The following is a 24129-nucleotide window of genomic DNA, read 5'->3' as shown; positions in this document are numbered from 1 at the left end:
AACTGATGTAACCATGGGCGGAAAAAACGATCTCGGAAGCGAATGGGATATGCTCTACACCAATGCCGTTCCGGGAGTCAAAGGGCTTAATGGACTTGCCAAAGCCGCTTTTTACAAAGGCGGTGATGTCACCGGATATACCGCTGACGTCAGCAAAATCTGGTTGCAAATCGATTATAAATTCTAATCTTTTTTCATGCCCTACGGGGCATGAAAATAAAAATCATCTCTTCTAAACAATCACCACAAAAAACTATAAACCCCCTAAAATAGACACTTTTTTCGTTCTCTCGCTAATTATTTCTCTCTTTGTCTAAGCAAAATATCCATAAATCACCAACAGTAATACAGACAATGCTTCATTCTGACTGGTAAAGAGTTCGGGCTGAAATAGTCTGCTGTTATCAGTCGCGTATAAGGGTGTGACAGCGCATACATGTTTTTTGAATATCTAAATATGCATTTTGTGCAGTTTCCCAATGCCCAGTATTCATACTTGCATTGATTATTACAACATCATCATCGATCGTTCGAGATGACATCAACGCAATGCGGACTTTATTTTCTTTACCTTTTGGAAGTAAAGTTGCCATAAGATTTTCATCACCAAAAAGTATTTTAGCTTCTCCATTCAGGGCATTTGCTGTTCTTACAGCTTTGTCTTTATTACCTTCTATAAATGCGGCCTGCATCTGTATCATATAACTGTTAAGTTTGAGCATATTGTCTTTTAAACTATATTCAATTGCCCAAGCATTCATGGTTAAAGTCAATGCCGCAACAATGCTGATTAATATTTTTTTACGCATATAAACCTTCCTTGACGAACCAATACTACACTGTAGTTGATAATTCATTAAATAAATATAATTTTTTTATGTGTATGTACCTTGTAAAAGAGAAATTAAGTTTTTGAAGTTTGTAGAATAGGTAATTAATATCGAGGGAGATTCGAACGCATTCCAGTTCTTACCCGACAACAATTGACAAAGGTCAAAGACATTTATTACCGAATCAATTAAAATGTTTCATTCAAAAGTAAGACTTAACGTAAAAGGAAGATACGCCTATGGATCCAATCACACATGTAGTTAAACGGGACGGTTCCACAGAACCGTTTTACCCCTTTAAAATCAGGGACGCAATCGAAAAAGCGTTCGAAAGCGTTTTTGTCGCGGTGGATGATCATGTTAGTACCGAAGTTTTGTTTACCGTTTTATATGACAATGTTTTCGAAGTAGAAGCCATTCAAGATATTATCGAACGTACCCTCTATCATGCGGGTTATTTTGAAGTTATGAAATCCTTTATTACCTATCGTTTTCTGCACAAAATGCAGCGTGAACACATTTTAGGGTTAGGAAATGACACTACCTATGTCAACTCCACCCAAAGCGTCGAAGAATACATTCACAAATCCGATTGGCGTGTCAATGCGAATGCCAATACAGGCTATTCCAATGCCGGATTGGTGAATAACCTCGCGGGCAAAGTCATCGCTAATTTTTGGCTCGATAAAGTCTATGCTCCACATGAAGGTGCAGCTCATCGTAACGGTGACATCCACATCCATGATCTTGACTGTTTAACAGGATATTGCGCCGGATGGAGCCTCAGAGCACTGCTTAATGAAGGGTTCAACGGCGTTCGTGGACGAGTTGAGAGCACTCCTCCGCGCCATTTTAGAGAAGCTCTCGGACAAATGGCCAATTTTTTAGGAATTTTGCAGTCCGAGTGGGCAGGTGCACAGGCATTTAGTTCTTTTGACACCTATTTGGCTCCCTATGTTTTTGCCGATGAGCTCTCATTTATTGAAATCAAAAAAGCAATCCGTGGATTTGTTTATAACCTCAATGTCCCGGCACGTTGGGGACAATCACCCTTTACCAATATCACACTGGATTGGACAGTACCGGATGATCTGGCACAACAGTTTCCGACATGCAATGATCTTCATCTGTTTCACGATTTCCCGTTTACCGCCCATCATCAGCGTAAACTGTTTGAACGGGATAAAAGATCATTGGACGATCTCACCTATTCGGATTTTCAGTCTGAAATGGATCAGATCAACCGAGCCTTTTATGAAGTAATGAGCGAAGGGGATGCGACCGGCGCACCGTTTACGTTTCCGATCCCAACCGTCAATATCACGGAAGATTTCGACTGGTACGGCCCAAATACCGATGTGCTGTTTGAAAATACCGCCAAAATAGGTTCCAGCTATTTCCAAAATTTTATCGGCAGCCAATATCTACGTGACGAAAACGGAAATCCGATTGAAAATCCTCATGCCTACAAGCCCGGACATGTTCGAAGCATGTGCTGCAGACTGCAGCTTGATTTGCGCGAACTGCTCAAACGCGGCGGCGGTCTATTCGGAAGCGCCGAGATGACGGGAAGCATCGGTGTCGTTACCATCAATATGGCACGCTTGGGGTATTTATACAAAAATAACCAGACACAGCTTTTAGAAGAACTCGATAAACTTATCGATATCGCCTATTCCACACTGGAAAAAAAGCGGGTTTTTGTCCAAGATATGTTCAAACGAGGGCTTTATCCCTATACCGCACGCTATTTGAAAGGGTTTCATAACCATTTCTCTACCATCGGCGTCAACGGAATGAACGAAATGATTCGCAACATGACCAATGATACTGAAACGATAGCAACGCAATGGGGAACGGAGTTTGCCCTCTCTATTCTCGATCATATGCGTGAAAAAATGCGCGCATTTCAGGAAAAAAGCGGCAATCTCTACAACCTCGAAGCCACCCCTGCAGAAGGGACAACCTATCGTTTTGCTAAAGAAGACATCAAACGTTACCCCGATATCCTCCAAGCTGGCGAAGGGGAAAATATTTATTATACGAACAGTTCTCAGCTCCCCGTCGATCTCACCTCCGATCCGTTCGAAGCACTTACGCTGCAAGACGAGTTGCAATGCCGCTATACGGGCGGTACGGTTTTGCATCTTTATATGGGCGAGCGTTTGAGCTCAGGCGAAGCCTGCCGTCGCATGGTTAAAAATGTCATTACCAATTTCCGTCTTCCTTATATCACCGTGACTCCGACTTTCTCAGTCTGTCCCGTACACGGGTATCTCAACGGCGAACACGAATACTGCCCTAAATGCGATACCGAAATCCTTCTCAAAGAGTCAGCGTGATGTCCGATGAAAGCCCTTTATGATTTGACGCCGTTTACCCTTCTAGATTTCCCTGATATACCTGCCGCCATTTTGTGGTTTGCAGGGTGCAATCTTCGCTGTACCTATTGCTATAACCCCGATATCGTTCTAGGTACTGCAAAGATTGATGAAGAAACAGCTCTCTCTTTCTTGACTAAACGGCAAGGCCTGCTCGAAGGAGTCGTCCTGAGTGGTGGAGAAGCCACCCTCTATCCCAATCTCGTCCCTTTTTGCCGTTCTATCAAAGCACTCGGTTATAAAATCAAACTTGATACCAACGCCATGCGTCCTGATGTCATTCAAGTACTACTGGATGAATCTCTTTTGGATTACGTTGCACTCGATTACAAAGCCCCCTCTTCTGAAATGAGCCGAATCTGTGGCGGCGGGAGCGAATCCAGATTTTGGGAGAGCTTTCGCCTGCTCCAAAGATATGCCGTTGATTTTGAAGTACGAACTACCTATCATCCTGATCTGCTTAGTGAAGCACACATCATCAGTATGGCTGAGAATCTTTTGCAAGAAGGCTACACGCGTCCGTTTTATGTACAGCTTTTTCGTGACGGCGTCCCAACACTGGGCACTCTCCCCTCTTCCCGACATCTTATCGACTACCCATTGCTAGAACGTTATGTCACACTGCGCAATTGACCTATATCAAAGACTTTCTTCTTTAAACGCTTTACAATGACGTATTCTTTTTGTAGGAGTTTGCAATGAAAAAAGTGTTAATCGCGGTAAGCGTATTGTTTGGTCTATGGAGTACATCTATGGCGGATGAAGGTGCAGATCTTTTTAAAAAATGTGCAGTCTGTCATGGGGCACAAGGTGAAAAAGCGGCATTAGGCAAAAGTAAAATTATCAAAGATATGACTAAAAGTCAAATTACAGCCGCATTGAAAGGCTATAAAGACGGAAGCTACGGTGCAGCATCCAAAGCGGTTATGAAAGGTCAAGTAGCATCATTAAATGATGCACAGATCACAGCTTTGGCAGCCCATATCGGTAAATAATACCCTCCCCCCTCGTGTGGGGGTTGGTTCGAGCAGTATAGATTAAAAAAACCCTCCTTAAGGTCAGCACTGATAAAGCACTATACTGCTTGCACGAACTCCTATTCCAAAATTACTTATACAATAGGAGCAAACATGAAAAAAACCATCATGCTTTCATTACTTTCCGCGACTTATTTAATAGCTGATGGAATCACTTTAGATCCGATCATCATAACGGCAACCCAAACTGAAACTACTCTTCAAGATGCTCCCGGGAGTGTCAGTGTCATTTCAAAAGAAGCGATTGGTTTGTTGCCAGCAGATCATCTCAAAGAGGTTGTCAAAGGGCTAGAAGGGGTTACGGCAATAGAACATAGAGGACTATCGGATGTGAATCCTACCGTAGTGCTCCGCGGAGTTCCGGATCAATCACGTACAATGATATTGCTGGATGGGATACCTATGAACACCAGCTACACGAGCAGCACCTCAACTCCCTATATTGTTTTGCCTGAAGACTTGGAACGGGTTGAAGTGATCCGAGGACCATTTTCGAGCCTATATGGCAGTAGTGCTATGGGCGGGGTTATCAATTATATTACCCGAATGCCAAATACACCTGAGTACAAGGCGAGTATCGGCTATGGAGATGCATTCAGCGGTGGTGAAGCTCAAGCAAATTTAACAAAGATATATGTATCGGCAGCTGATAAAATTACCGATGGATTAAAATTTAAAATAAGTTATAGCGCGCTTGGTACAGACGGATACCGATCCGATTTTGTAACCGTAACCCAACCAAAAACAGGGTATAGCGGTTATATTCATGAAACATCTTCCCCCGTTCCAAGTACAACGCAATGGATTGTAGGCAATGCTGGTAACCGGGGTGTCAATAAATACGATTTGTCTACCAAATTGGTCTACACGCCGACTAACAAAGACACAATCAACGCCTCCTATCGGCAATCACATTATCATGTTAGCTATTCTGATCCACAATCGTATATTACGCAGGATTCATCGGGCAATACGGTTTTTTCCTATCCGGGTTCTCCCTCTACCGGTTTAAAAGAAAGTAAATTTTTACAAGGCCAGAACGATTTAACCAGTGATCTTTACACTATCGATTACCTCCATAATTTTTCAGACTCTACCTTTGATATCCGCTATTCACTGTTGTCGGTGAAAGATTGGTATACATTGGCAGGGACAACGGCAACACAAAACGGGGGAAGCGGCACCGTAACCCCCAGGGAAGCAAAAAATACTATGCTCCACGCGACGTGGCAAAAAGCGATAGGAAATTCATTACTGCTTTTAGGAGGAGAATACAAACGTAACACGTCGATTTCAGACACCAATACGCTATCGGATTGGAGAGATGAGGATACAAAAATACTCATGACTTCGAGTTCAGGGGGGAAAGAACGGATTATCGCTGGGTTTGCTGAAATTCAAAGTGATATCACCAATACACTTTCCACCAATATTGGTGGACGTTTTGAATCATGGAAAGGGTACGATGGGTATGTTTCCGATGCGAATACTTCCAATACAACACTCAATCAAAACTACCCTACCCAACACGCACACAATTTTTCTCCAAAAGTATCACTCAATTATCAAGCAAGCGAAGATACGACTCTCAAAACTTCCTGGGGGAAAGCCTTCCGAGCGCCTGATCCGGTCAATCTCTACCGAACTTATGAAATTGCCGCGATCAATCGTGTTTATATGGCGAACCCAGATCTAAATCCTGAACAAAGCCAATCATATGATTTTGGAGTGGAACAAAAAACACCGCAAAATGGTCTTTTTAAAGCCTATTGGTTTCATACGATTATCGAAGACATGATCTCGACAAAACCTCCGATTCTCATCGGCGGTAAAAGTTATTATGAACGAATTAACGTTGGTAAAGCCAGAAGCCAAGGGTATGAACTTGCATATTTTCAACCACTGAAATACGATTTTACACTCAATACCAACTATACTAAAACCTATACCAAAATTTTAGAAGATACCATCGATCCTGCTTTAATCGGTAAACGTTTTGCCGGTATACCTGAGAACATGGTCAATGTTTCTCTCAGTTATGATAATCAACATTATTATGCTTTGATCAATTACAACTACCAATCCAAAATCTACAACAATTCCGATAACAGCGATACCGCTTCAAACGTATACGGTTCTATCGACGGGGTAGGTATTTTTAACACGAAAATTGGATACAGGGTCAATAAAAATATCGATCTTGATCTCGCTGTCACCAACCTTTTGAATACTGAGTATTACAGTTATGAAAAAGGGGAAGCACGGGCATGGTTTGCCCAAATCAATCTAAAAATTTGACCCGATTCATTACATATAAATCTCAGTAAAACTGTTAAAAGGAACATACAATGTTGGATCAATTAAAAACTATTTTTCTTTTTTCTCACCTTAATAAAGACGATTTGGCTCAGTTGGCATCGATTGGCAAATTCCGGCACTATCAAAGCGGTCAAACTCTGTTTTATGAGGGTGCTTCTTCTGAAAAACTCTATATTCTGATTAAAGGTATCATTAAAGCCTATAAAACCGATATGAAAGAAAATGAAATTGTTCTTCACTATTTTTATCCTGTATCACTGGTTGCAGAGATGGCGAACCTCTACCATATACCGTTTCCTGCAACCGCCGAGTTTCAAACGGAAGGATATGTATTTGAAATCGACTATCCCCTTTTTGAGCGTGATTTTTTGAAGAATCCTACGATATCTTTTGAATTGATAAAATCCCTGACACAAAAACTAAAATACCTCGAAAACATTATTACAACGCGACTGGCACTGGACGCAACTTCACGAGTGGCGAAATTCCTGTATGAGAATGGAGACATTTCTGATTCAACCAGACGACATAAAATTGCAACTATTTTGGGGCTTACCCCTGAAACACTTTCACGCTCTTTTAAAAAAATCAAAATTCTCGGTTTGATCAGCGATGAAGGAAAAAATTTCACCATTTTAAATCGGGAGGGATTAAAAGAGCTTTTTACATGAAAGTTTTCAAAATTTGATTTATATCAATGAAGCTACGGACCCTTTTCGAGTACACTAACTTAGATGGGTATCTAAAAGCTTTATCGTAAAATCAATAAAGTGTATGCATTATCCATATTTAAGAAGTACAAGGAGTGACGAATGAAAAAAATTCTTGGTATAACCCTTGCGGGCGTTATTTTTGCGACCCTTCCGCTCATGGCAGGAGATTCAAAAATGGATGTAGCCCAAATGTTTGAAAAAGAGTGCCAGGGGTGTCATGGACCCAATCATGAAGGTGGTGTAGGGAGTTCTCTTGATCCTAAAGCAATCGGGAAAAAAGGGGATTATTTCCTCAGAGACACAATCCTAAGCGGTAGAGCCGGTACAGCAATGCCTTCATTTAAAAGCAAATTCACCAGCGATGATGCCGATAAAATGGTTCAATACCTATTAAAATACGAAGCAAAACAGTTAACCAAACTTACCATTGAAGATGTTGCTGCTACCTATCAAGTCCTCGAAAACAGAGAAGAATTATATAAAAAATATCCAAAACCGACTGATGTCAAAAGCGTTCAGGACATTGTTGTTTTTACCGAACGTGATGCGTCAAAAGTTGGTTTTATCGACGGTACAACCAATAAAGTCCTCTCAAAACACAGCTCCGGTTTTGCGACCCACGTTACAGTTGTAAATAAACGTATTCCTCGTTATGTCTACAATATCAGCCGTGACGGATGGGTAAACATGTTTGATCTAAACGCACCTGGGCAGCCGATCATCGCTAAAATACGTGTTGGAAGTGACAGCCGTGGACTCGCGTGTACTCCTGACGGTCGCTATTTGATGGCAGGAAACTATGTTCCAGGCGGTGCAGTACTTTTGGATGCCATGACACTTAAACCTCTGAAAGTCTACTCTACTGATCAAGTCGAAGACATGGATGGTAACATCAAATCTTCACGTGTTGCATCGATTGCCGATACCCCGTACGGTCCGTATATTGCATTTGCTCTTAAAGATGCAGGCCACGTCTATATAGTCGATTACAGCAAACCGGATTTCCCAATCGTCGGCGATATTCCTAAAATCGGTAGAATATTGCACGATGCCTTTTTGAATGAAGGTGAAGAGGTAGGTCGCTACTATATGATCGCTTCACAAGGAAGTGATGTGATGGGAATCGTCGATTTTAAAACCAAAACATTGGCGGACAAAGTCTATACAGGACCGGGAAGCAAGCCGCATCCAGGACAGGGCTCGAGCTGGTACAATGAAAAACTGGGCAAACAGCTTCATGCAACAGTCAACATGAACGTAGGAGATGTCACGATTTGGGATAATCAATGGCATGTCTTGAAACACACTAAAACAGCGGGCGGCGGACTTTTTATCGGAACTAACGAGCATACACCGTTTTTATGGGCGGACAATGTCATAGGCGGTGAAGACAATTACAACAAAATTGATCTTGTAGATAAAGAGACCTTGATGGTCGGACGTATTATTCAAGCTACTAAAGAGGGAACGGTTCAGCTCATCGATCCGAATAATCTAAAAGTAATTAAAGAGTGGGATATCGGCGCAGTTAAAAATGAAAAGGGTGAACTCATCACCCCTCGATTGCTCCACGGAGAACCTTCAGCACATGGCGAGCATATGTATGTTTCGGATTGGACCTGCGGCAGAATATTGGTGTTCAACGCTAAAACCGGAGAATACGTTACCCAGATTACCGGGTTAACAACACCAACTTTTACCTATTCCATTGAGCATAGAATGGATCTTCCGGGTGCATAATTAATCAAATAAGGAGATACTATGAAAACAGATGCCATCTTAAATACACATTCGTCTAAACGTACAAAATGCGTTGTTTATACTCGAGTAATGGGCTACCATCGTCCGGTTGAAAGTTTCAACATCGGCAAAAAACAAGAGCATAAAGATCGAATCCATTTTTGTGAAGACAAAAAAGTTTCTTAAATATTTTTCCCCTCCTCAATAGAGGGGATCATTTCTTGACCTTCGTCAATACCTCATATTTCCTAACTCGATATACTCCCGTATACTTTATAAGGAATTTACAATGTCTACTTTTTCGACGGCTCCATTGCCTCAAAAACAAAACTATTTTCTCTCCCAGCCGCATCAGCCATTTTTTGTTTTCGGTCTTTTATGGGCCATTGTATCAATGGTACTTTTTGTACTATCTCATAAAGGAATCATTACTCTCAGTATAAGTGAAAACCAGTTCCATCTTTATTCCCTTGCATTCCTGGTCTTCGCCCAATTTTTTCACGGTTTTCTATTTACGACCTTCCCTCGCTTTTGTTCTACGATGGCAATTCCGAAAGAGGCTTATATTCGTATCGTCTGGCTTTATCAAATAGGCGCTGTACTCTTTTTTGCAGGTTCGCTGTTTTCGGAGTGGTTAACGCTATTTGCGATGGTTGCCGTGTTATTCGCCCATTCTATGGCAATTTTTGCGCTTTATTGGATTTATAAAATCGGACAATCACCGGTCAAACAAGACCCTTTTTGGATATTAGTTGCACATGGTATTACCCTTATAACACATCTTTTGTGGATCATTGCCTTCGGCATCTCTCTAGTTTGGAATTTTCACAACTGGTTTGCTCTGATCCCGCCCATTATCGTAAATTTCTTCTTTGTGTTCCTCACCTTTTCTGTCGCTCAGCGCATGATCCCATTTTTCAGCCATTCTCAGGAGCCTAAAACGAAATATTTTGTCGAAATAGTATTCAGTGCGTTCATCATTAAAACGTTTTTCGCGCTCATTGACTTCACGGTAGGAGAAGCGATTATCGGTATGCTCCTATCTCTTTATCTGCTTCGCGAGTTTTTGCGATGGAAACTCCATCCGTTTAACTCACCGGCAATCATTTGGATTCTTCATCTCGCCCTCTTCTGGCTCCCAATAGGACTTTTTATCGGCTCATTACTCCAAATTATCGAGATGATCTACAACGTCAGTTTCTTATTTGCAGAGATTCATCTCTTGGCGTTAGGGTTTTTAACTACCATACTGATCGGTTTCGGTACACGCGTCACTCTCGGGCATTCCGGCCAGTCGCCGGATGCGGGTAAAGTAGCCATCGCGTTGTTTTGGTGGACACAGGTGATTGTTATCGTGCGCTTGGCACTCTCTGTAGATACGGCATTCGGAGGCTCTCATCCATGGTTATTTGATGCGGCGGCGTGCGGATGGATTCTTTTATTTATTGTCTGGGGCGCACGGTACGGAAAAACTCTTGTTTTTGGTAAAAAATAACTTCGGTTTCCTCTATCGAATTGTTATTTTTTTTCGTATTTTATGCAAGCCAATCCCGATAATAACCAACGTTATTAGACCGATAAAAAGCGGCCACAATAAATAAAAGGTTATATGCCCTTGCGTGACGATTAAGAAATTGGCTCCTGCAGGCGGATGGATTGCTTTAAATACATGCATCAGTATAATGACAATACCAAATCCCCCGCCGATAGCAAGCCATTGACCGTTGCTGTAACGCAAAATCAAAAAACCGATGATCGTTGATAGCAAGTAACTCACTAAAACATTCCATGGCTTCGAAAACTGGCTTTCCGGTGCGCTGTAAAGGAGAACAGCAGTCGCCCCAAATGGGGCTATAATGAGCATTTGATGAACCGATTGAGCAATTAACCCGATAAAAGAGAGCCCAAAAAAAGCACCTATTCCAGGAATTACACTCTCTGTAAAACGGTCAAGTAGATTTTTTTTGACATTATGTATAGAATTTTTATTCAAACTACTTCATCTCTCTTTTGTCTCTTCATAAACACGTCCATCTTCAACGCGTAAAATCCGGTCAAACAACGGCAGCATCCGTTCATCATGGGTAACGACAATAATCGCTACATCCTGCTCGATAGAGAGTTTTTTCAACAGCTGCATAACCGACAGCGCCCGTTCGGAGTCCAACGCCGCAGTGGGTTCGTCCGCTAAAATTATTTTTGGATTATTTGCCAACGAACGGGCGATCGCCACACGTTGACTCTGCCCCCCTGAAAGCTGTGAAGGCATTTTCTCTAGTTTATCGCCTACTCCTAAATAATCCAAGAGCTCTTTGGCATGCGTATCGGCCTTGTTTTTGGTAATTTTATTCATTTGCGGAACCAATGTCACATTTTCCAAGACATTTAGAAACGGTATCAAATTGTGCGATTGAAAAATAAAGCCGATATTTTCACGACGAATCCGTCGAGTATCCTTTACCTGCCATTTTTGATCATATATCAGCTCATTATCCAAAAATAGCTTCCCGCCTGAGGGTTCCGTAATACATCCGATCATCGTAATCAATGTAGTTTTCCCGGAACCGCTGGGACCGAGCAATGCGACCGTTTCACCCGAATAAACTTCAAAATTGGCCTCTTTAATCGCTGTAACGGCACTATCCCCATTTCCATAGGTTTTATGAATCTGTTCCAACCGTATAATAGAGCGTTTCATTTATCCCCCGATCGCACTGGCAGGATCAACATTCAGTGCCGAACGTATCCCGGAAAGAGAGGCTAGTATACTGATGATGATAACCACAACAAAAAGTTTGGCTGCATCCGAATAGAAAAGGACAATCGTCTTTGGAAAGATATCGGCACTCGCATGTGCAAAAATATTCCCGCCTATAAAAGCGATCCCCCCCAGAAGCAGTGACTGCTGTCCAATCATTCTAGTAATGACACTGTTGGGAGCTCCGATCAGTTTCAAAATAGCAATCTCTTTTATTTTTCCCATGGTCATCGTATAAATGATTAGTGAGATAATCACCGAAGAAACAATGAGTAAAATAACGGTAAACATCCCTATCTGCTTCGCAGAACGTTCAATCAAATTCGTCGTGAGAATCGAGGCCTGTTCTTCTTCGGTATAGACTTCCTGATGTTTCCACCGCTTTATTTCTTGCGCTACAGCTATGGGATCAAATCCTTTTTTAACCTTTAAGACAAATGTATTGACCATAGCAGTAGCTGATGCTTCTCCACCTCTGAAACGGTCATTGCGGATTTGTTCATTGCTAAATAAAAACTGTAGTTCTTGCGCTTCAGAGAGATCCAGATAAATCATCGGGTCCCCTCCTGATGAGACTGCTTTTTTGGTAAGACCGACAACCCTATAGGTATTGCGCCCTAAAGAGATGGAATCTCCGAGTTTAAATCCGGTTTTTATATCAACAATGATTTCCTGATGAGCAATCGATATTGCCCTCCCCTCGACGAGACGAAAAGGGGTAAAACCGCTTAATGATTCATACCCCAGTGCATATACCCGTATCGGCTTTTTATTTTGAATGATCTGAAGACTCTGAAATGTGAGTGGATAAACCTTTTCAACTCCTGTAAATCCGCTCAACGCGTATTTTAGATCTTCATGTAAACGGGAGCTTTCAGCAAATGGTCCCAATGTATCTTTTTGGACAACCCACAAATCGGCCTTCAGATCATTGGGGACGATCATCGCGTCATGCACCATTCCGCGATATACCCCGAGCATAATCAGCATAACACCGATGAGCATCCCTACACCTAATGCGGTCGTAATGAATTTTCCCAGAGAGTGGGAAATATCACGCTGTGCCAAATTGATCATAGACGAACCTTGTCTCCTGTTTTCATGGGGCGGTTTCCGATCAAAATGACACGGCTCCCTTTCTCCAGTCCAGAAATGGCCACATTGCCATCGCTGTTATGTCCAAGAACATATACCGGATGGAACACCGCTTTGCCGTTATCCGACATCCAAACTCCTGAATTATCCTCATTATAGACAATAGCTTCTGCAGGGAGAATCAGAGCATTAGAATAATTGGCGATAATAATCTCCACTTCGGCTTGTTCGGCAAGATATAGCGGTTCAGGGGTCTCCTGCAGTGTGAGATAAACAACACGTTCTTCCGTTATTCGATCGCTCTCGACACCTATTCGGCTCACAACCGCCGGCCATTTGCGCTTATGTGTCGAACGAAGGGTAACAAATCCCTTTTGCCCTACTCGCAGTAACCCGCTTTGGCGCTCATCAATATACGCTTTTACCCACACTGTCTTAGGATTTGCGATTCGTAATATGGCCATGCCTGCCCCCACCGTACTTCCGACTTCCGCTTCGCGAGAAACAACAATTCCGTCGATAGGAGAAGAGAGGGAGAGATCATTGATTTTGGCATTGAGTGCGCTTAACGATCCCTCTGCTCTTTGTACCTCATGTACCGACTGCGCCAAATTCTCCTGTGCACTCACCAAAAGGGCATTGGCACTGCGAGCTTGTGCCTCAGCACCATCGAGCTCAGCCTGTGTCACAAAGCCTCCCTTTATCAGAGTTCGATAACGCTTCAAGGTTGCATCGCTCAACTCTTTTTTGGCCGTTAAATCATCGATAAGGGCTTTTTGAGAACCCATTTGCGAGTGGCTTTTATCGATAAGAGCCGCACTTTCGATTTTATTTCCTGCCAAATCGGAGAGTTCCATTCGTGCCAATACGGCCCCTCTCTTGACATGATCCCCTTCGTCGACATAAAGTGCCCCGATTTTTGAGGTACTTTTAGGAGCGAGAAGTATAATCTCTTTGGCCTCCAGTGTTCCGACTCCGTTGACATTTTCGGTCAGATTCCCCTCTTTCGCTAACACCGAGTCATACGTCACTTTAGGAAGATATACCTTGGTATAACCCAAGCCTCCGAGGATAACCGCTGCACCGATACCGATCAATACCGGCTTAATGTTTGCAAACATCATTTTCACACCCCTTATTCAATAAACGCTGTATGTGCGCCCAAGCTTGTATTTTCAGAAAATTTGCTTCCGCATACTCGATACGGGCATTATCTAACGCATTTTGCGATTCCAAAACATCCACATACGTTGCCAAACCTTGTGCATACCGACCTTCCGAGAGCGCTAATGCCTTTTGGTTTGCATCGATGACTCCGTCTTTGGCGGCGATTGTCTCATCGGCACGGTTGAAATCACGATAAGAACTGTATAACTCTTGCCATAGAGCTTTTTCAGCGCTCTCATATTCTTTGTGTGCAATATCCAAAGCAATTTTGCTTTTTTCCGCATCCGCCGATAATTTTCTCCCATCATAGAGGGGAATAGTCCCTCGAATCCCCAGTTGAGAACTGTCATATGAGGAGAGAGAGTTGTCATATCCGTAAGAACCTACAATCGATACCGTCCCGTAAGATTCTTTATTTTGGGCATCAAACAGAGCTTTAGAATGCTCTATCTTAGCTCTTAGCGCAGCGAGCTGAGGGTTAGAAGCACTCATATCCGCACGGAGGTTTTCACTCTGTGCTATCGATGGTATCTCTAAAGCGCGCTTTTTCAAATCATTGTTATCGACAGTAAACTTCTCATTGCTTCCGATCAGAAGTCCTAAGGCGTTTTGTGTTTTATCCCAGGCGGCATGGGCAGCTCTAAGACGCTCTTCAGCTTCCATTAATGAGGCTTTGAACCGTGATTCATCCGCTAATGTTTTCAATCCCGCCTGACGCATGCCTGTTGCTTGATTGAGCTGTGCCTGATAAAAACGGACCGATAGTTCTGCGGTATCAATCACCGAAGCGATATACCCCAAAGAGTAATACTGAAACCATACCTGCTCAATCAGAGCATTTTGAATCGTCTCTTTATTGGCGCCGGATTCCTCTTCACTGCTCAAAGATGCATGGTAACGATCTCTCGTCCGTCCAAAATCCCATAATGTATATGATGCACTGATATCGGCATGAAACGCATCATTTTGGCGTGTCGAAAAAACGCCGTTTGCGGGCATTACAAATGTTTTTGTCGGAAAATATTCACCGTTTAGATCTATGCGGGGACGCAACGCCGCTTGAATGCTGCGGGAATCAGCTTTGGCACTCTCATACCGCATCGATGCGGCATATGCGTCAGGATGGTTTTTTAATGCCATCGCAACGGCATCTTCGACGCTCAATACTGACGCATGCATAGTGATACTAAAGGTTAAATAAAAAAGAATCCGCTGCATATTACACCTGTTTAATAATAATCACTATAATACTACCACAAAGTAGACAAATACACTATACTAAGGAAAAATCTAATAAAATAGTGTTTTAAAAATTTAAGGAACAGTGATGCATTTTTCAAAAACTACCGAATACGCTATCCGAGTGTTATCGTATCTACACCGTTACTCAGACACGTCCCACTCGGTTAATGTTTTGCATCAAGAGCTTAACCTACCCTATAAATATCTCACAAAGATGATGACCGAACTGGTAAAAAAAGGACTGGTCAGCGCTTCACGCGGCCGTGAGGGGGGATTAACTCTTGCCAAAAGCGCCGATTCCATCCGTTTATGCGATATTCTCGAAGCGATCGGGGAACCGCTTGAGTCGGAGCACTGTATTTTGGGATTTGAAAAATGTGACGCGTCCAATCCCTGCGCTTTACACGATCAGTGGTCACGGCCAAAAGAGCTTATTGAAACTATGTTGACAACGACTACCCTAGCCTCTCTTATCAACAATAAAGAGACAAAATTATAATTTACCAAGTGGCAAATAATAAGCTACAGCAACCAAAGACAATACAACACTGAGCCAAAGCGTAGGAATAATTCTATATTTAAACTTAACCTCTTTTAGCCCCATAAAATAGTCAATCACCAATTGTCCTTTTAAGAACGTACTCACGAGTAAAACAGCCACAAGAGATGAACTCACTAGTTTTAGATATCCCACTAAATAAGCAAAAATTGACAGCAATATCAGAACCGACAAAACGACTTCAAATGTCTTTTTCATAGGTAACCTTTATCGCATGATATAGATGAGGGCGAAGAGGACAATCCATAGCAAATCAACCAAATGCCAATACACGGCTCCTGTTTCCATACCCGTATAATCGGTCGAACTGTATCCTAAGATTTTTACTTTTTGGCGAATCGTAAAGATAATGATGGTTCCCAAAAGCACATGCATGAAATGAAACATCGTAAGAAGAAGATAAAACATAAAAAACGTATTGGTACTCAGGCTAAACCCTTGGGAAAATATAGCGGAAAATTCCAAGAGTTTATTGATCAAAAAAATTCCCCCGAATACCATTGTGGCTAACAGCCATTTAGAAGCGACATCGGAGGAAATATGGATATCATTTTCTTTCGAGTTTTTAATACGTTGAATCGCTTTTACAATAAAATAACTGCTGGTGATTAAAATAAGGGTATCGATAAATCCCGCTGTTTTATTCAAAAATAGCTGTGAATCATTAAACATTTGAACATTAAGCCTTCGTGAAAAAGCATATCCGACAAAGAACAGTCCAAACGTCAACAGTTCGACATAGATAACGATCCAAATGGCAAAATCTCCAGGCAGATAGGAACGTTTTAAGGTTAGAGCTTTAGACATGCAAACTTTTTTTAAAATGCAGCGAAATAAGTTTCTCAAGCACTTCTAAAACATCCTCTTCATCGCTGAGAGATTCTACAATGGAGTGGATACACGCTTGATAGGGGTCAAACCCTTTTGCAATCAATTTTGCGGCATAGATGAGCAATCGTGTCGATACCGCTTCTTGGATGTCGCTGTCGCTCAGCTGACGGATTTCACCGGCTATGGCGACCAGTTTTTCAGCTATTTCGGGATCAATACCGCTCTCTTGGAGAATGACTTTTGTTTCAATCTCCGCTTTCGGATAATCAAAACTGAGTGAGATAAACCGCTGTTTCGTACTGGGTTTCATCCCTTTTAACACATTTTGATACCCGGGGTTATAGGATACGACGAGCATAAAATCCGGATGAGCTTCGATTACCTCCCCCGTTCGGTCAATCGGCAGCACACGACGGTAATCCGCCAATGAATGGAGAATGACCGTCGTATCTTTTCGAGCCTCTATGATCTCGTCCAGATAGCAGATCCCTCCGTTGCGCACTGCCTTTGTCAACGGTCCGTCTTGCCAGTAGGTTCCATTCTCATCGATTAGATGTCGCCCTACCAAATCCGCTGCACTGAGATCATCATGACACACTACGGTATAGACCGCGCGATCCAACTCTTCGCCCATCGCTTCGATAAACCGCGTTTTACCGCATCCGGTCGGACCTTTGATTAAAATGGGAAGATTCATTCCTGCAGCGGCCTTAAAAAGCTCAACTTCGTTGCCTTGGGGCAAGTAGTACATTTTGGACATAGTGTTATTTCTCCTATTTGGTCAAATTCATATAGATTTCGGGTAAAACTTTGGGGAGTTTTTTGGCATCACGGATAACGGCATACGAGTTTCTTCCGAACAGATAGGGAAGATACTCTTTGGCATCGATGTCGATCGTGATGCAAAATGGGGTAATCCCTTTTTGTTTCACCTCTTCAATCGCTTTTTTAGTATCTTCGATACCGTACCTTCCATCATAGCGATCCACATCATTGGGTTTTCCGTCACTGAGGATCAGCAGGAGTTTGTTTTGACTCTGCTGTTTCTCTAAAATCTTAGCACTCTCCCGTATTCCCGCACCGAGCCTTGTGTAATATCCCGGCTTAATGGCATGAATCCGCCCACGAACCGCATCAGAGTATTTTTCTTTGAAATTTTTGATGATATGAAAATTGACTTTGGTGTTTTTGATCGATGAAAACGTATAAATCGCAAACCGGTCTTGCAACCGATGAAGGGATTCGGCAAACACCATCAGAGAATCTTGGATCATATCTATCACACGTAGTTCTTGCGTTATTCCTGCCTCCGTTGAGAGGGAAACATCCGCCAAAATCAGCGTAGACATATCTCTGGTTTTTCGTTCAAACGTTTGGAAAAATCGCTGGGGGTGGTTAGAGCGGTTTTGATGACCTTTGTAGTCGATCCATGTATCGATATTGATCTCATCTCCATACGGCAAATTATCCCGTTTGATACGATCCAGTTCCATCAAATCAAGTTCGCTTTGGATACGCCGCATCATTTTTTGTAGCCGTTTCGGTAATCCGATAGGCTCCGTATGGAGCGAAATAAAAGGTTTTATACACACATAGTTTTTGAGATAGCTCTCTTTTTTATAATCCCATTCATCGATAAAATGCCCTTTCCCAAGCGGATATTCTTCAATACTGTTCGCGGATATATCCAAATCCATTTTGATTCGTGCCGAGAGGTTGGCATCTTTTTGTCCCAGTGTAATCTCGTCTAAATCTTCTGCATTGTAGAGGGCATCTTCATCAAAACTGTCATTCTCCTGCCGATCAACCCGAACTTGTTCCATAAAACTCAAAATCGATTCAGGCAAAAAGAGGAGTAATCCATCGGTCTCTTTTTTATCATCAATCTGTTCGCTTTTTTTCTTCATCTGCAACGTTTCACTCTTGCGCTGTTCGTCGTTTTGTCTTAGGATTTCTTCATCATCATTGGTATCAAGTAACTTGTTGGAGGAAGACAGGGAGGGATAAATCCATAAAGGGTTTGGATAATTATCCGCTGATGAGCCTTCGCGTGAAGGTTCATTCGTAGATAATTCAGGATACTGATTGCTTAAATAGTTTTGTGCATACGTATAAAATTCATGAAACCCGGCGTATTTTTTGATGAGATCATTAATCACAATGGTATTCTCATGCTCAATGTTTTGACTTTTGATATTTACCTTTGTCAACATGGCGATTAACCAATAATAGTGCATCTCATTGTGTGCTTTCGAAGGAAAATAGGCCAAAGCGGCAGGAAGGTAAAGCCCTTTTCCATCTTGCCAGGCAAGAAAAAAAGTTTTACCGGTTCCTGACATTTTTTCAAGCAGTGTTCTTGAAGTGTTAATGAATCTTTTGTCGGTAATATGAAGTTCTTTTCCTTTTTCACCTCCTAAGAGGTGATAAAAGATTTTTAACGTTTTGGCGTTGTTCTCAAAAAGAACCGCTTCATCTTTAAAAAGACGAGATGCTTTTTTGGTGACATAGTGATCCCAAAACTTACCGACTTTTTCATCCATTATGCGCTTACTTTCTCTTCTTTAACAAAGAAACTGTAGAAATAGGTCAATAGTCCCAAGAGAACCATTACACCAAATCCTAAACGAACCGCGTAAACACTGGAAATCGCCGCTTGTGTTTCCATAAAACCCATTGCATGAGCTGCATCGGGAAGACGTTGCATCTCGATTTGCATAATACCCGCTGCCGTTAATGCCAACGTCAGACCGATCATACCGATAACCATCATCCAAAAACTGATTAGCTCCACTTTTTGCGATTTCGGTCCGTTTCCATGCGGCCGTCCTCTAAGGATCGGCATGGCATACGAGATCATCGTGAAACAGATCATGACGTACGCACCGAAAAAGGCGAGATGCCCGTGTGCTGCGGTCAATTGTGTACCGTGTGTATAAAAATTTACCGGTGCGAGTGTGTGTAAAAAGCCCCAGACTCCGGCTCCCAAAAATCCCATTACGGCAGTTCCTTTTGCCCACGTCAAAGCAATTTTGTTGTCATGCTGAATACGACGGTTTTTAGCCATATTGTAGGCGAATAGGATCATCAGAAAAAATGGAATAGGCTCTGCCGCAGAAGCGATTGATCCGATCCATAACCAATACCCAGGAGTACCGATATAGAAAAAGTGGTGCCCGGTTCCTGCAAGACCTGAGATAAGCGTCATCGCAATAATCAAATAGAGCCATTTATCAATGTGCTCGCGGTCAACACCGGTCGTTTTAATTAGGACAAACGCCAAAAGAGCACCCAAGATAAGTTCCCATGTCCCTTCTACCCACAAGTGGACTACAAACCACCAGAAGAATTTATCCATTGCAAGATTTGTCGGTACGTAAAAGGCAAACAAAAAGAAAAATGCCAATCCAAAAAGACCCGTCAATAAAATAACCGAGATTGTCGTTTTACGCCCTTTGATTACCGTCATCGTCACATTTAAAATATACGATAGTACGACAACGACAATACCTACTTTCGTAAGCGTCGGCTGTTCCAAAAATTCACGCCCCATAGTCGGCCAAAAGCTGTTTGCCAGTGAGTCTGACAATGTTGCATACGGAACCAACAAATAACCCAAAATTGTAGCTACACCTGCCGCGGCAAAAACCCAAAACGTGATTTTTGCCAACATCGGGCTCCACAACTCTCGTTCACTCTCTTCCGGAATCAGGTAATACGTCGCACCCATAAATCCAAACAACAAAAGAACGATCAGCAAGTTCGTATGAACCATACGTAGCACATTGAACGGAATCGCTGGGAATAAAAAGTCACCATAAAGATACTGAACCCCCATACTAAGACCAAAAACAATCTCTCCGGCGAGAAGAATGAGTGCAAAAATAAAATATGGTTTTGCGACCATTTGAGACGAATATTTCATAGGCTCTCCTTATCCTTTAATGTTTGGCGGCCACTCTTGATTGTTGACACGTGATGTCCAAATCAAAAAGTCTGCGAGGTTAGTCACTTGTTCCGGTGTTAAATGAAACTGCGGCATTTTTCTTCTATTAGGTGTATCCATAGGCTGTGCTGCCATCCATCCTGCGAGATACGTCTTAAATGCTTCTTCATCTCCTCCGCCTAAACGTTGAAAGGCGTTTCCAAGTTCTGGTGCGTAATAGGCACCTTCTCCCATAATCGTATGGCAACCGACGCAGTTATTATTTTCCCATACTCTTTTTCCAAGAGCCACGGATTCCGTAATTTTGTCATCATGACTTAATTTTGGAACTTGCTTAACGGTATCAAAGGTAAGTCCTGTAAATACCAAAATGGCAAAAAGACCTCCGCCAAAGTAAATATTTCTGGCCATATTCTTAGTAATACGTTCAGTCATTTTAACCCCCATCATTTATTCTACCTATATGTAGTAATTGAAATAGTAGCTGAATATATTTAATTCTACCTTTAGATAGTAATTAAATACCCCGGAATTCAAGTTAATTCATCAAGTCATAACTTCGTGTTAAAATAACAACCATGAAACCATTTTTATTCTTATTTCTTCTTCTCAATCTTGTTACGTTCGGTATATTCGGTTTTGATAAATTACTTGCACGTTTAAATCGCAATCGCATCAGTGAAAAAACCCTCCTTGCCTTGGCAATAGCAGGAGGAAGCGTAGGCGCCCTCTTCGCTCAAAAACTGTTTCGTCATAAAACACGTAAATTCCAATATCGAATTTGGGTTATTTTACTTAGTCAGTTCGTTATTTTTGAAGCACTTTGGTATTTTTCTCCTATACTGCTCCAGAGCGCCAAACACTTATGGATACAATAGCAACCGGAATCACTAACTGCCTTGAAATATGGCTCCTTCGATCAAATAAACATTTTCGGATAAACTGACATGGAAAATCTCGGAATAAAGATCATCATTTTGACGCTATTTGGTCTATTCCTCTATCGTGAGATCATCCGTTCAGCCGCTTTGCATTCTGCTCAATCTGCTTCCGTTAAATCCAAAGCCAGTTTTATAAACCTTTTAATCGTTGGAAGCGTTGTGGTTCTTTTTGTCTATACAGGGATGCAAATCACGTTTATTGAAACGCGCGATCTTCGCCCATATGTTCCTAAACATTCAAATGACATTGTCACTCCCTTTGACAAAGGGAGTATTGAACTCAATGGAATGGTGATAAAAACCAATCTGGCCCATAAAGGTGAGCTCACTGCATTAGCCGACAGACTCACACAAGGATGCAATGGCAATGATGGATGCGAAGCTCAAAAACTGTTTGATTATGTCACCCATATCCCTTACAGAACGGACTATACCAGCCGCAATGCACTGGAAGTCATTCGAACCAACTGGGGTGATTGTGATGATAAAACAAATCTCTTTGCATCATTGCTCAATGAAAGAGGGATCGATTATCGATTTGTTTACGTCCGCCATCATGTCTTTGTCGTTGTTCATATTGACGATACATCCGAAATTCCCTTTCTCAATGCCAGACTTCGTATCAATGGCAAAGATTACTACTATGCCGAAACAACAGTCGATGGTAGCCGCATCGGCGAGTTCAATGGTCAGTTTCCCTATAGTTTTGAGGGTATTTATGATATTAAAAACGATAAAGAGGTGGACAGAAGAGAAGTCAGTTTTAGAATGGGATAAAAAAATTTGATAACTGCCCTATTCTCTACTAAATTCGTTACCAGTCACCCCCTTATTACAATACCAATTCTCTAAGATGTCATAAAATAATGTTAGAATATACCAATATCAACACCAAAGGCAGTTTATGAGCATCCATCCCAATGCCGGAAAACAAGTCCCTAAATCGGAACTGGTAAATGTTCCCCGTTTAATCACCGAGTACTACATGCAAAAGCCCAATGTCCATGACAAAGAGGAAAGAATCAGTTTCGGAACTTCCGGGCATCGCGGGTCGTCATTGTTGAACAGTTTCAATGAAATGCATATTTTGGCGGTCACTCAAGCGGTGTGTGATTATCGCGAACACGCAGGGATCCGAGGAATTTTATTTATGGGGATGGATACCCATCCTCTCTCCTACCCCGCACAGATGAGTGCATTGCAGGTTCTGAGTGCCAACGGAGTACAGGTTCGAATTGCCCAAGCAGGAGGCTATACACCGACACCGGTCATTTCCCATGCTATTTTGACCCATAATACTCAAGTGGGAGCGCCGCTGTGTGACGGGATTGTTATCACACCCTCGCACAATCCTCCGACGGACGGCGGATTCAAATACAATCCTCCGCATGGGGGTCCGGCGGACAGTGATGTTACCGATTGGATCGAATCACGCGCTAACGCCATTATGGAAAACGCAATGGCGGACGTCAAAAAATATCCTCTGGATGAGGCATTGAATGCTGACAATATCGTCGAATACGACTATATGACTCCTTACGTCGAAGACCTTCAAAATGTCGTTGATATGGAAGCGATCGCCAAATCCGGAATCCACATCGGGGCCGATGCGATGGGAGGGTCAGGAATGGCCTATTACACCGCGATTAAAGAGCGCTACGGACTGAATATGCAAGTCTTCAACAACACGCTCGACTCTACATTCTCATTTATGCATTGTGATAAAGACGGAAAAGTGCGTATGGACTGTTCGTCCCCGTATGCCATGGCGGGTCTGGTCGCGATGAAAGAGGATTTTGATATCGCATTCGGAAATGACACCGATTTTGACCGCCACGGGATCGTCACCAAAAGCATGGGGTTGATGAACCCGAACCACTATCTCAGTGTCGCGATCAACTATCTGGCTACGCATCGTCCGGAGTGGAAAAAAGATTTAGGGATCGGGAAAACATTGGTCAGCAGTTCGATGATCGATCGGGTTGCCGGCGCATTGGATAAAAAGGTGATCGAAGTTCCGGTCGGATTTAAGTGGTTTGTCGATGGACTCACCGAAGGAAAAATCTTTTTCGGAGGAGAAGAGAGCGCGGGTGCTAGCTTTTTACGTAAAGACGGAAGGGTCTGGAGTACCGATAAAGACGGGATCATCCTTGCCCTCCTCGCAGCAGAAATTCTTGCCGTTACCAAACGCGACCCCGGTGAACATTACCAAGAGTTGACGCAAAAGTTCGGAAATCCGATCTATTCGCGGATCGATGCACCTGCGGATGCCGCGCAGCGCGCCATCTTGAAAAAACTTTCTCCCGAAGATGTAAAAGAAAGCTATCTTGCCGGTGAACCGATCGAGATGATTCTGACCAAAGCTCCGGGCAACGGCGCTTCCATCGGCGGGCTCAAGGTTGTCACTCATAACGGATGGTTTGCCCTCCGTCCTTCCGGGACTGAGCCTATCTATAAAATCTATGCAGAAAGCTTCATCGGCCAGGATCATTTAAATACGATCCTCAATGAAGCACAGTCCATGGTAGCAAAACTGTTTTAACTGAATATTCCTTCGGGATTTTGAAAGGGTA

24 protein-coding genes and 1 pseudogene are annotated in these 24129 nt (G+C 42.5%); 13 read left to right on the top strand and 12 right to left on the bottom strand.

The genetic code is table 11. The features are described 5' to 3' along the window. Positions 1-187 (top strand): annotated as a pseudogene (locus PHE37_RS08230) (hypothetical protein); the annotation flags it as partial. A 217-nt stretch (positions 188-404) separates the two neighbouring features. On the opposite strand, the gene PHE37_RS08225 reads toward PHE37_RS08230, so the two are convergent. After that, a complete protein-coding gene (locus PHE37_RS08225; protein WP_299997016.1) occupies positions 405-809 on the bottom strand; it encodes a hypothetical protein in 405 nt (134 codons plus the stop codon). A 260-nt stretch (positions 810-1069) separates the two neighbouring features. On the opposite strand from PHE37_RS08225, the gene PHE37_RS08220 reads away from it, so the two are divergent. The 8 genes from PHE37_RS08220 (at position 1070) to PHE37_RS08185 (ending at position 10515) form a co-directional block, all read left to right on the top strand. Beyond that, on the top strand, positions 1070-3172 hold the full coding sequence (locus PHE37_RS08220; RefSeq protein ID WP_299997019.1) for a ribonucleoside triphosphate reductase: 2103 nt from the start codon (positions 1070-1072) through the stop codon (positions 3170-3172). Between the two features lie 6 nt (positions 3173-3178). Continuing rightward, positions 3179-3844 carry an anaerobic ribonucleoside-triphosphate reductase activating protein gene (locus tag PHE37_RS08215; protein WP_299997022.1) on the top strand — a complete coding sequence of 222 codons (666 nt, stop codon included), beginning with the start codon at positions 3179-3181 and terminating at the stop codon, positions 3842-3844. 65 nt (positions 3845-3909) lie between these two features. Beyond that, the gene (locus PHE37_RS08210; RefSeq protein WP_299997025.1) at positions 3910-4206 is read left to right on the top strand and encodes a c-type cytochrome; all 297 of its coding nucleotides are present in this window, start codon (positions 3910-3912) and stop codon (positions 4204-4206) included. Positions 4207-4341: 135 nt separating this feature from the next. Continuing rightward, the gene (locus PHE37_RS08205) at positions 4342-6546 is read left to right on the top strand and encodes a TonB-dependent receptor (protein ID WP_299997028.1); all 2205 of its coding nucleotides are present in this window, start codon (positions 4342-4344) and stop codon (positions 6544-6546) included. Positions 6547-6596: 50 nt separating this feature from the next. Then, positions 6597-7238, top strand: a complete 642-nt coding sequence (locus tag PHE37_RS08200; RefSeq protein WP_299997031.1) for a Crp/Fnr family transcriptional regulator — start codon at positions 6597-6599, stop codon at positions 7236-7238. A 141-nt stretch (positions 7239-7379) separates the two neighbouring features. Beyond that, on the top strand, positions 7380-9020 hold the full coding sequence (locus PHE37_RS08195; protein WP_300008418.1) for a cytochrome D1 domain-containing protein: 1641 nt from the start codon (positions 7380-7382) through the stop codon (positions 9018-9020). A 21-nt stretch (positions 9021-9041) separates the two neighbouring features. Then, positions 9042-9206: an anaerobic ribonucleoside-triphosphate reductase gene (gene nrdD / locus PHE37_RS08190; RefSeq protein ID WP_299997037.1), complete on the top strand. Its 165-nt coding sequence runs from the start codon at positions 9042-9044 to the stop codon at positions 9204-9206. A 103-nt stretch (positions 9207-9309) separates the two neighbouring features. Then, complete coding sequence (locus tag PHE37_RS08185) at positions 9310-10515, top strand: NnrS family protein (protein ID WP_300008416.1); 1206 nt, start codon at positions 9310-9312, stop codon at positions 10513-10515. 12 nt (positions 10516-10527) lie between these two features. On the opposite strand, the gene PHE37_RS08180 is transcribed toward PHE37_RS08185, so the two are convergent. Genes PHE37_RS08180 through PHE37_RS08160 form a run of 5 tightly spaced genes read right to left on the bottom strand, consistent with a single transcriptional unit; the run spans position 10528 to position 15258 of the window. Beyond that, complete coding sequence (locus tag PHE37_RS08180) at positions 10528-11013, bottom strand: HPP family protein (protein WP_300008414.1); 486 nt, start codon at positions 11011-11013, stop codon at positions 10528-10530. Positions 11014-11019: 6 nt separating this feature from the next. Beyond that, positions 11020-11718, bottom strand: coding sequence for an ABC transporter ATP-binding protein (locus PHE37_RS08175; protein ID WP_300008412.1), 699 nt, complete (start codon positions 11716-11718; stop codon positions 11020-11022). Next, positions 11719-12855 carry an ABC transporter permease gene (locus PHE37_RS08170; protein WP_300008410.1) on the bottom strand — a complete coding sequence of 379 codons (1137 nt, stop codon included), beginning with the start codon at positions 12853-12855 and terminating at the stop codon, positions 11719-11721. After that, positions 12852-13997 (bottom strand): efflux RND transporter periplasmic adaptor subunit, encoded by a 1146-nt coding sequence (locus PHE37_RS08165; protein ID WP_300008408.1) that lies wholly within the window; start codon positions 13995-13997, stop codon positions 12852-12854. The genes PHE37_RS08170 and PHE37_RS08165 overlap by 4 nt, the downstream gene beginning before the upstream one ends. Then, the gene (locus PHE37_RS08160) at positions 13978-15258 is read right to left on the bottom strand and encodes a TolC family protein (RefSeq protein ID WP_300008406.1); all 1281 of its coding nucleotides are present in this window, start codon (positions 15256-15258) and stop codon (positions 13978-13980) included. The genes PHE37_RS08165 and PHE37_RS08160 overlap by 20 nt, the downstream gene beginning before the upstream one ends. A gap of 109 nt (positions 15259-15367) precedes the next feature. On the opposite strand from PHE37_RS08160, the gene PHE37_RS08155 reads away from it, so the two are divergent. Further along, the gene (locus PHE37_RS08155) at positions 15368-15781 is read left to right on the top strand and encodes an Rrf2 family transcriptional regulator (RefSeq protein ID WP_300008404.1); all 414 of its coding nucleotides are present in this window, start codon (positions 15368-15370) and stop codon (positions 15779-15781) included. Here PHE37_RS08155 and PHE37_RS08150 read toward each other — a convergent pair. The 6 genes from PHE37_RS08150 to PHE37_RS08125 are packed head-to-tail and all read right to left on the bottom strand — an operon-like array spanning position 15776 to position 21050. Continuing rightward, positions 15776-16039 (bottom strand): cytochrome C oxidase subunit IV family protein, encoded by a 264-nt coding sequence (locus PHE37_RS08150; RefSeq protein WP_300008402.1) that lies wholly within the window; start codon positions 16037-16039, stop codon positions 15776-15778. The genes PHE37_RS08155 and PHE37_RS08150 overlap by 6 nt on opposite strands. A gap of 9 nt (positions 16040-16048) precedes the next feature. Beyond that, a complete protein-coding gene (locus PHE37_RS08145; protein WP_300008400.1) occupies positions 16049-16648 on the bottom strand; it encodes a cytochrome c oxidase subunit 3 in 600 nt (199 codons plus the stop codon). Beyond that, positions 16641-17432, bottom strand: a complete 792-nt coding sequence (locus PHE37_RS08140) for a CbbQ/NirQ/NorQ/GpvN family protein (protein ID WP_300008398.1) — start codon at positions 17430-17432, stop codon at positions 16641-16643. The genes PHE37_RS08145 and PHE37_RS08140 overlap by 8 nt, the downstream gene beginning before the upstream one ends. Positions 17433-17445: 13 nt before the next feature. Further along, complete coding sequence (locus PHE37_RS08135; protein ID WP_299995331.1) at positions 17446-19212, bottom strand: VWA domain-containing protein; 1767 nt, start codon at positions 19210-19212, stop codon at positions 17446-17448. Next, the gene (locus PHE37_RS08130) at positions 19212-20594 is read right to left on the bottom strand and encodes a cbb3-type cytochrome c oxidase subunit I (RefSeq protein ID WP_300008396.1); all 1383 of its coding nucleotides are present in this window, start codon (positions 20592-20594) and stop codon (positions 19212-19214) included. The genes PHE37_RS08135 and PHE37_RS08130 overlap by 1 nt, the downstream gene beginning before the upstream one ends. Before the next feature lie 9 nt (positions 20595-20603). Beyond that, a complete protein-coding gene (locus PHE37_RS08125) occupies positions 20604-21050 on the bottom strand; it encodes a cytochrome c (RefSeq protein WP_299995334.1) in 447 nt (148 codons plus the stop codon). Positions 21051-21193: 143 nt separating this feature from the next. Between PHE37_RS08125 and PHE37_RS08120 the strand changes: the two genes are divergently transcribed. The 3 genes from PHE37_RS08120 (at position 21194) to pgm (ending at position 24098) form a co-directional block, all read left to right on the top strand. Next, positions 21194-21493 carry a DUF1294 domain-containing protein gene (locus tag PHE37_RS08120; RefSeq protein ID WP_299995336.1) on the top strand — a complete coding sequence of 100 codons (300 nt, stop codon included), beginning with the start codon at positions 21194-21196 and terminating at the stop codon, positions 21491-21493. A gap of 69 nt (positions 21494-21562) precedes the next feature. Then, complete coding sequence (locus tag PHE37_RS08115; protein ID WP_299995337.1) at positions 21563-22333, top strand: transglutaminase-like domain-containing protein; 771 nt, start codon at positions 21563-21565, stop codon at positions 22331-22333. A gap of 127 nt (positions 22334-22460) precedes the next feature. Continuing rightward, positions 22461-24098: a phosphoglucomutase (alpha-D-glucose-1,6-bisphosphate-dependent) gene (gene pgm / locus PHE37_RS08110; RefSeq protein ID WP_299995338.1), complete on the top strand. Its 1638-nt coding sequence runs from the start codon at positions 22461-22463 to the stop codon at positions 24096-24098. Positions 24099-24129: the final 31 nt, after the last annotated feature.

The sequence above is a fragment of the Sulfuricurvum sp. genome (genome assembly GCF_028681615.1).
GTDB lineage: Bacteria > Campylobacterota > Campylobacteria > Campylobacterales > Sulfurimonadaceae > Sulfuricurvum.
The sequence above is the reverse complement of the archived record's forward strand: the minus strand, read 5'-3'. Positions and strand labels throughout refer to the sequence as shown.

Excerpts from the sequence above, each read along its gene's own strand:
- PHE37_RS08225 (WP_299997016.1), bottom strand. The coding sequence starts at position 809 with ATGCGTAAAAAAATATTAATCAGCATTGTTGCGGCATTGACTTTAACC.
- PHE37_RS08220 (WP_299997019.1), top strand. The coding sequence starts at position 1,070 with ATGGATCCAATCACACATGTAGTTAAACGGGACGGTTCCACAGAACCG.
- PHE37_RS08215 (WP_299997022.1), top strand. The coding sequence starts at position 3,179 with ATGAAAGCCCTTTATGATTTGACGCCGTTTACCCTTCTAGATTTCCCT.
- PHE37_RS08210 (WP_299997025.1), top strand. The coding sequence starts at position 3,910 with ATGAAAAAAGTGTTAATCGCGGTAAGCGTATTGTTTGGTCTATGGAGT.
- PHE37_RS08205 (WP_299997028.1), top strand. The coding sequence starts at position 4,342 with ATGAAAAAAACCATCATGCTTTCATTACTTTCCGCGACTTATTTAATA.
- PHE37_RS08200 (WP_299997031.1), top strand. The coding sequence starts at position 6,597 with ATGTTGGATCAATTAAAAACTATTTTTCTTTTTTCTCACCTTAATAAA.
- PHE37_RS08195 (WP_300008418.1), top strand. The coding sequence starts at position 7,380 with ATGAAAAAAATTCTTGGTATAACCCTTGCGGGCGTTATTTTTGCGACC.
- nrdD (WP_299997037.1), top strand. The coding sequence starts at position 9,042 with ATGAAAACAGATGCCATCTTAAATACACATTCGTCTAAACGTACAAAA.
- PHE37_RS08185 (WP_300008416.1), top strand. The coding sequence starts at position 9,310 with ATGTCTACTTTTTCGACGGCTCCATTGCCTCAAAAACAAAACTATTTT.
- PHE37_RS08175 (WP_300008412.1), bottom strand. The coding sequence starts at position 11,718 with ATGAAACGCTCTATTATACGGTTGGAACAGATTCATAAAACCTATGGA.
- PHE37_RS08170 (WP_300008410.1), bottom strand. The coding sequence starts at position 12,855 with ATGATCAATTTGGCACAGCGTGATATTTCCCACTCTCTGGGAAAATTC.
- PHE37_RS08165 (WP_300008408.1), bottom strand. The coding sequence starts at position 13,997 with ATGATGTTTGCAAACATTAAGCCGGTATTGATCGGTATCGGTGCAGCG.
- PHE37_RS08160 (WP_300008406.1), bottom strand. The coding sequence starts at position 15,258 with ATGCAGCGGATTCTTTTTTATTTAACCTTTAGTATCACTATGCATGCG.
- PHE37_RS08155 (WP_300008404.1), top strand. The coding sequence starts at position 15,368 with ATGCATTTTTCAAAAACTACCGAATACGCTATCCGAGTGTTATCGTAT.
- PHE37_RS08150 (WP_300008402.1), bottom strand. The coding sequence starts at position 16,039 with ATGAAAAAGACATTTGAAGTCGTTTTGTCGGTTCTGATATTGCTGTCA.
- PHE37_RS08145 (WP_300008400.1), bottom strand. The coding sequence starts at position 16,648 with ATGTCTAAAGCTCTAACCTTAAAACGTTCCTATCTGCCTGGAGATTTT.
- PHE37_RS08140 (WP_300008398.1), bottom strand. The coding sequence starts at position 17,432 with ATGTCCAAAATGTACTACTTGCCCCAAGGCAACGAAGTTGAGCTTTTT.
- PHE37_RS08135 (WP_299995331.1), bottom strand. The coding sequence starts at position 19,212 with ATGGATGAAAAAGTCGGTAAGTTTTGGGATCACTATGTCACCAAAAAA.
- PHE37_RS08130 (WP_300008396.1), bottom strand. The coding sequence starts at position 20,594 with ATGAAATATTCGTCTCAAATGGTCGCAAAACCATATTTTATTTTTGCA.
- PHE37_RS08125 (WP_299995334.1), bottom strand. The coding sequence starts at position 21,050 with ATGACTGAACGTATTACTAAGAATATGGCCAGAAATATTTACTTTGGC.
- PHE37_RS08120 (WP_299995336.1), top strand. The coding sequence starts at position 21,194 with ATGAAACCATTTTTATTCTTATTTCTTCTTCTCAATCTTGTTACGTTC.
- PHE37_RS08115 (WP_299995337.1), top strand. The coding sequence starts at position 21,563 with ATGGAAAATCTCGGAATAAAGATCATCATTTTGACGCTATTTGGTCTA.
- pgm (WP_299995338.1), top strand. The coding sequence starts at position 22,461 with ATGAGCATCCATCCCAATGCCGGAAAACAAGTCCCTAAATCGGAACTG.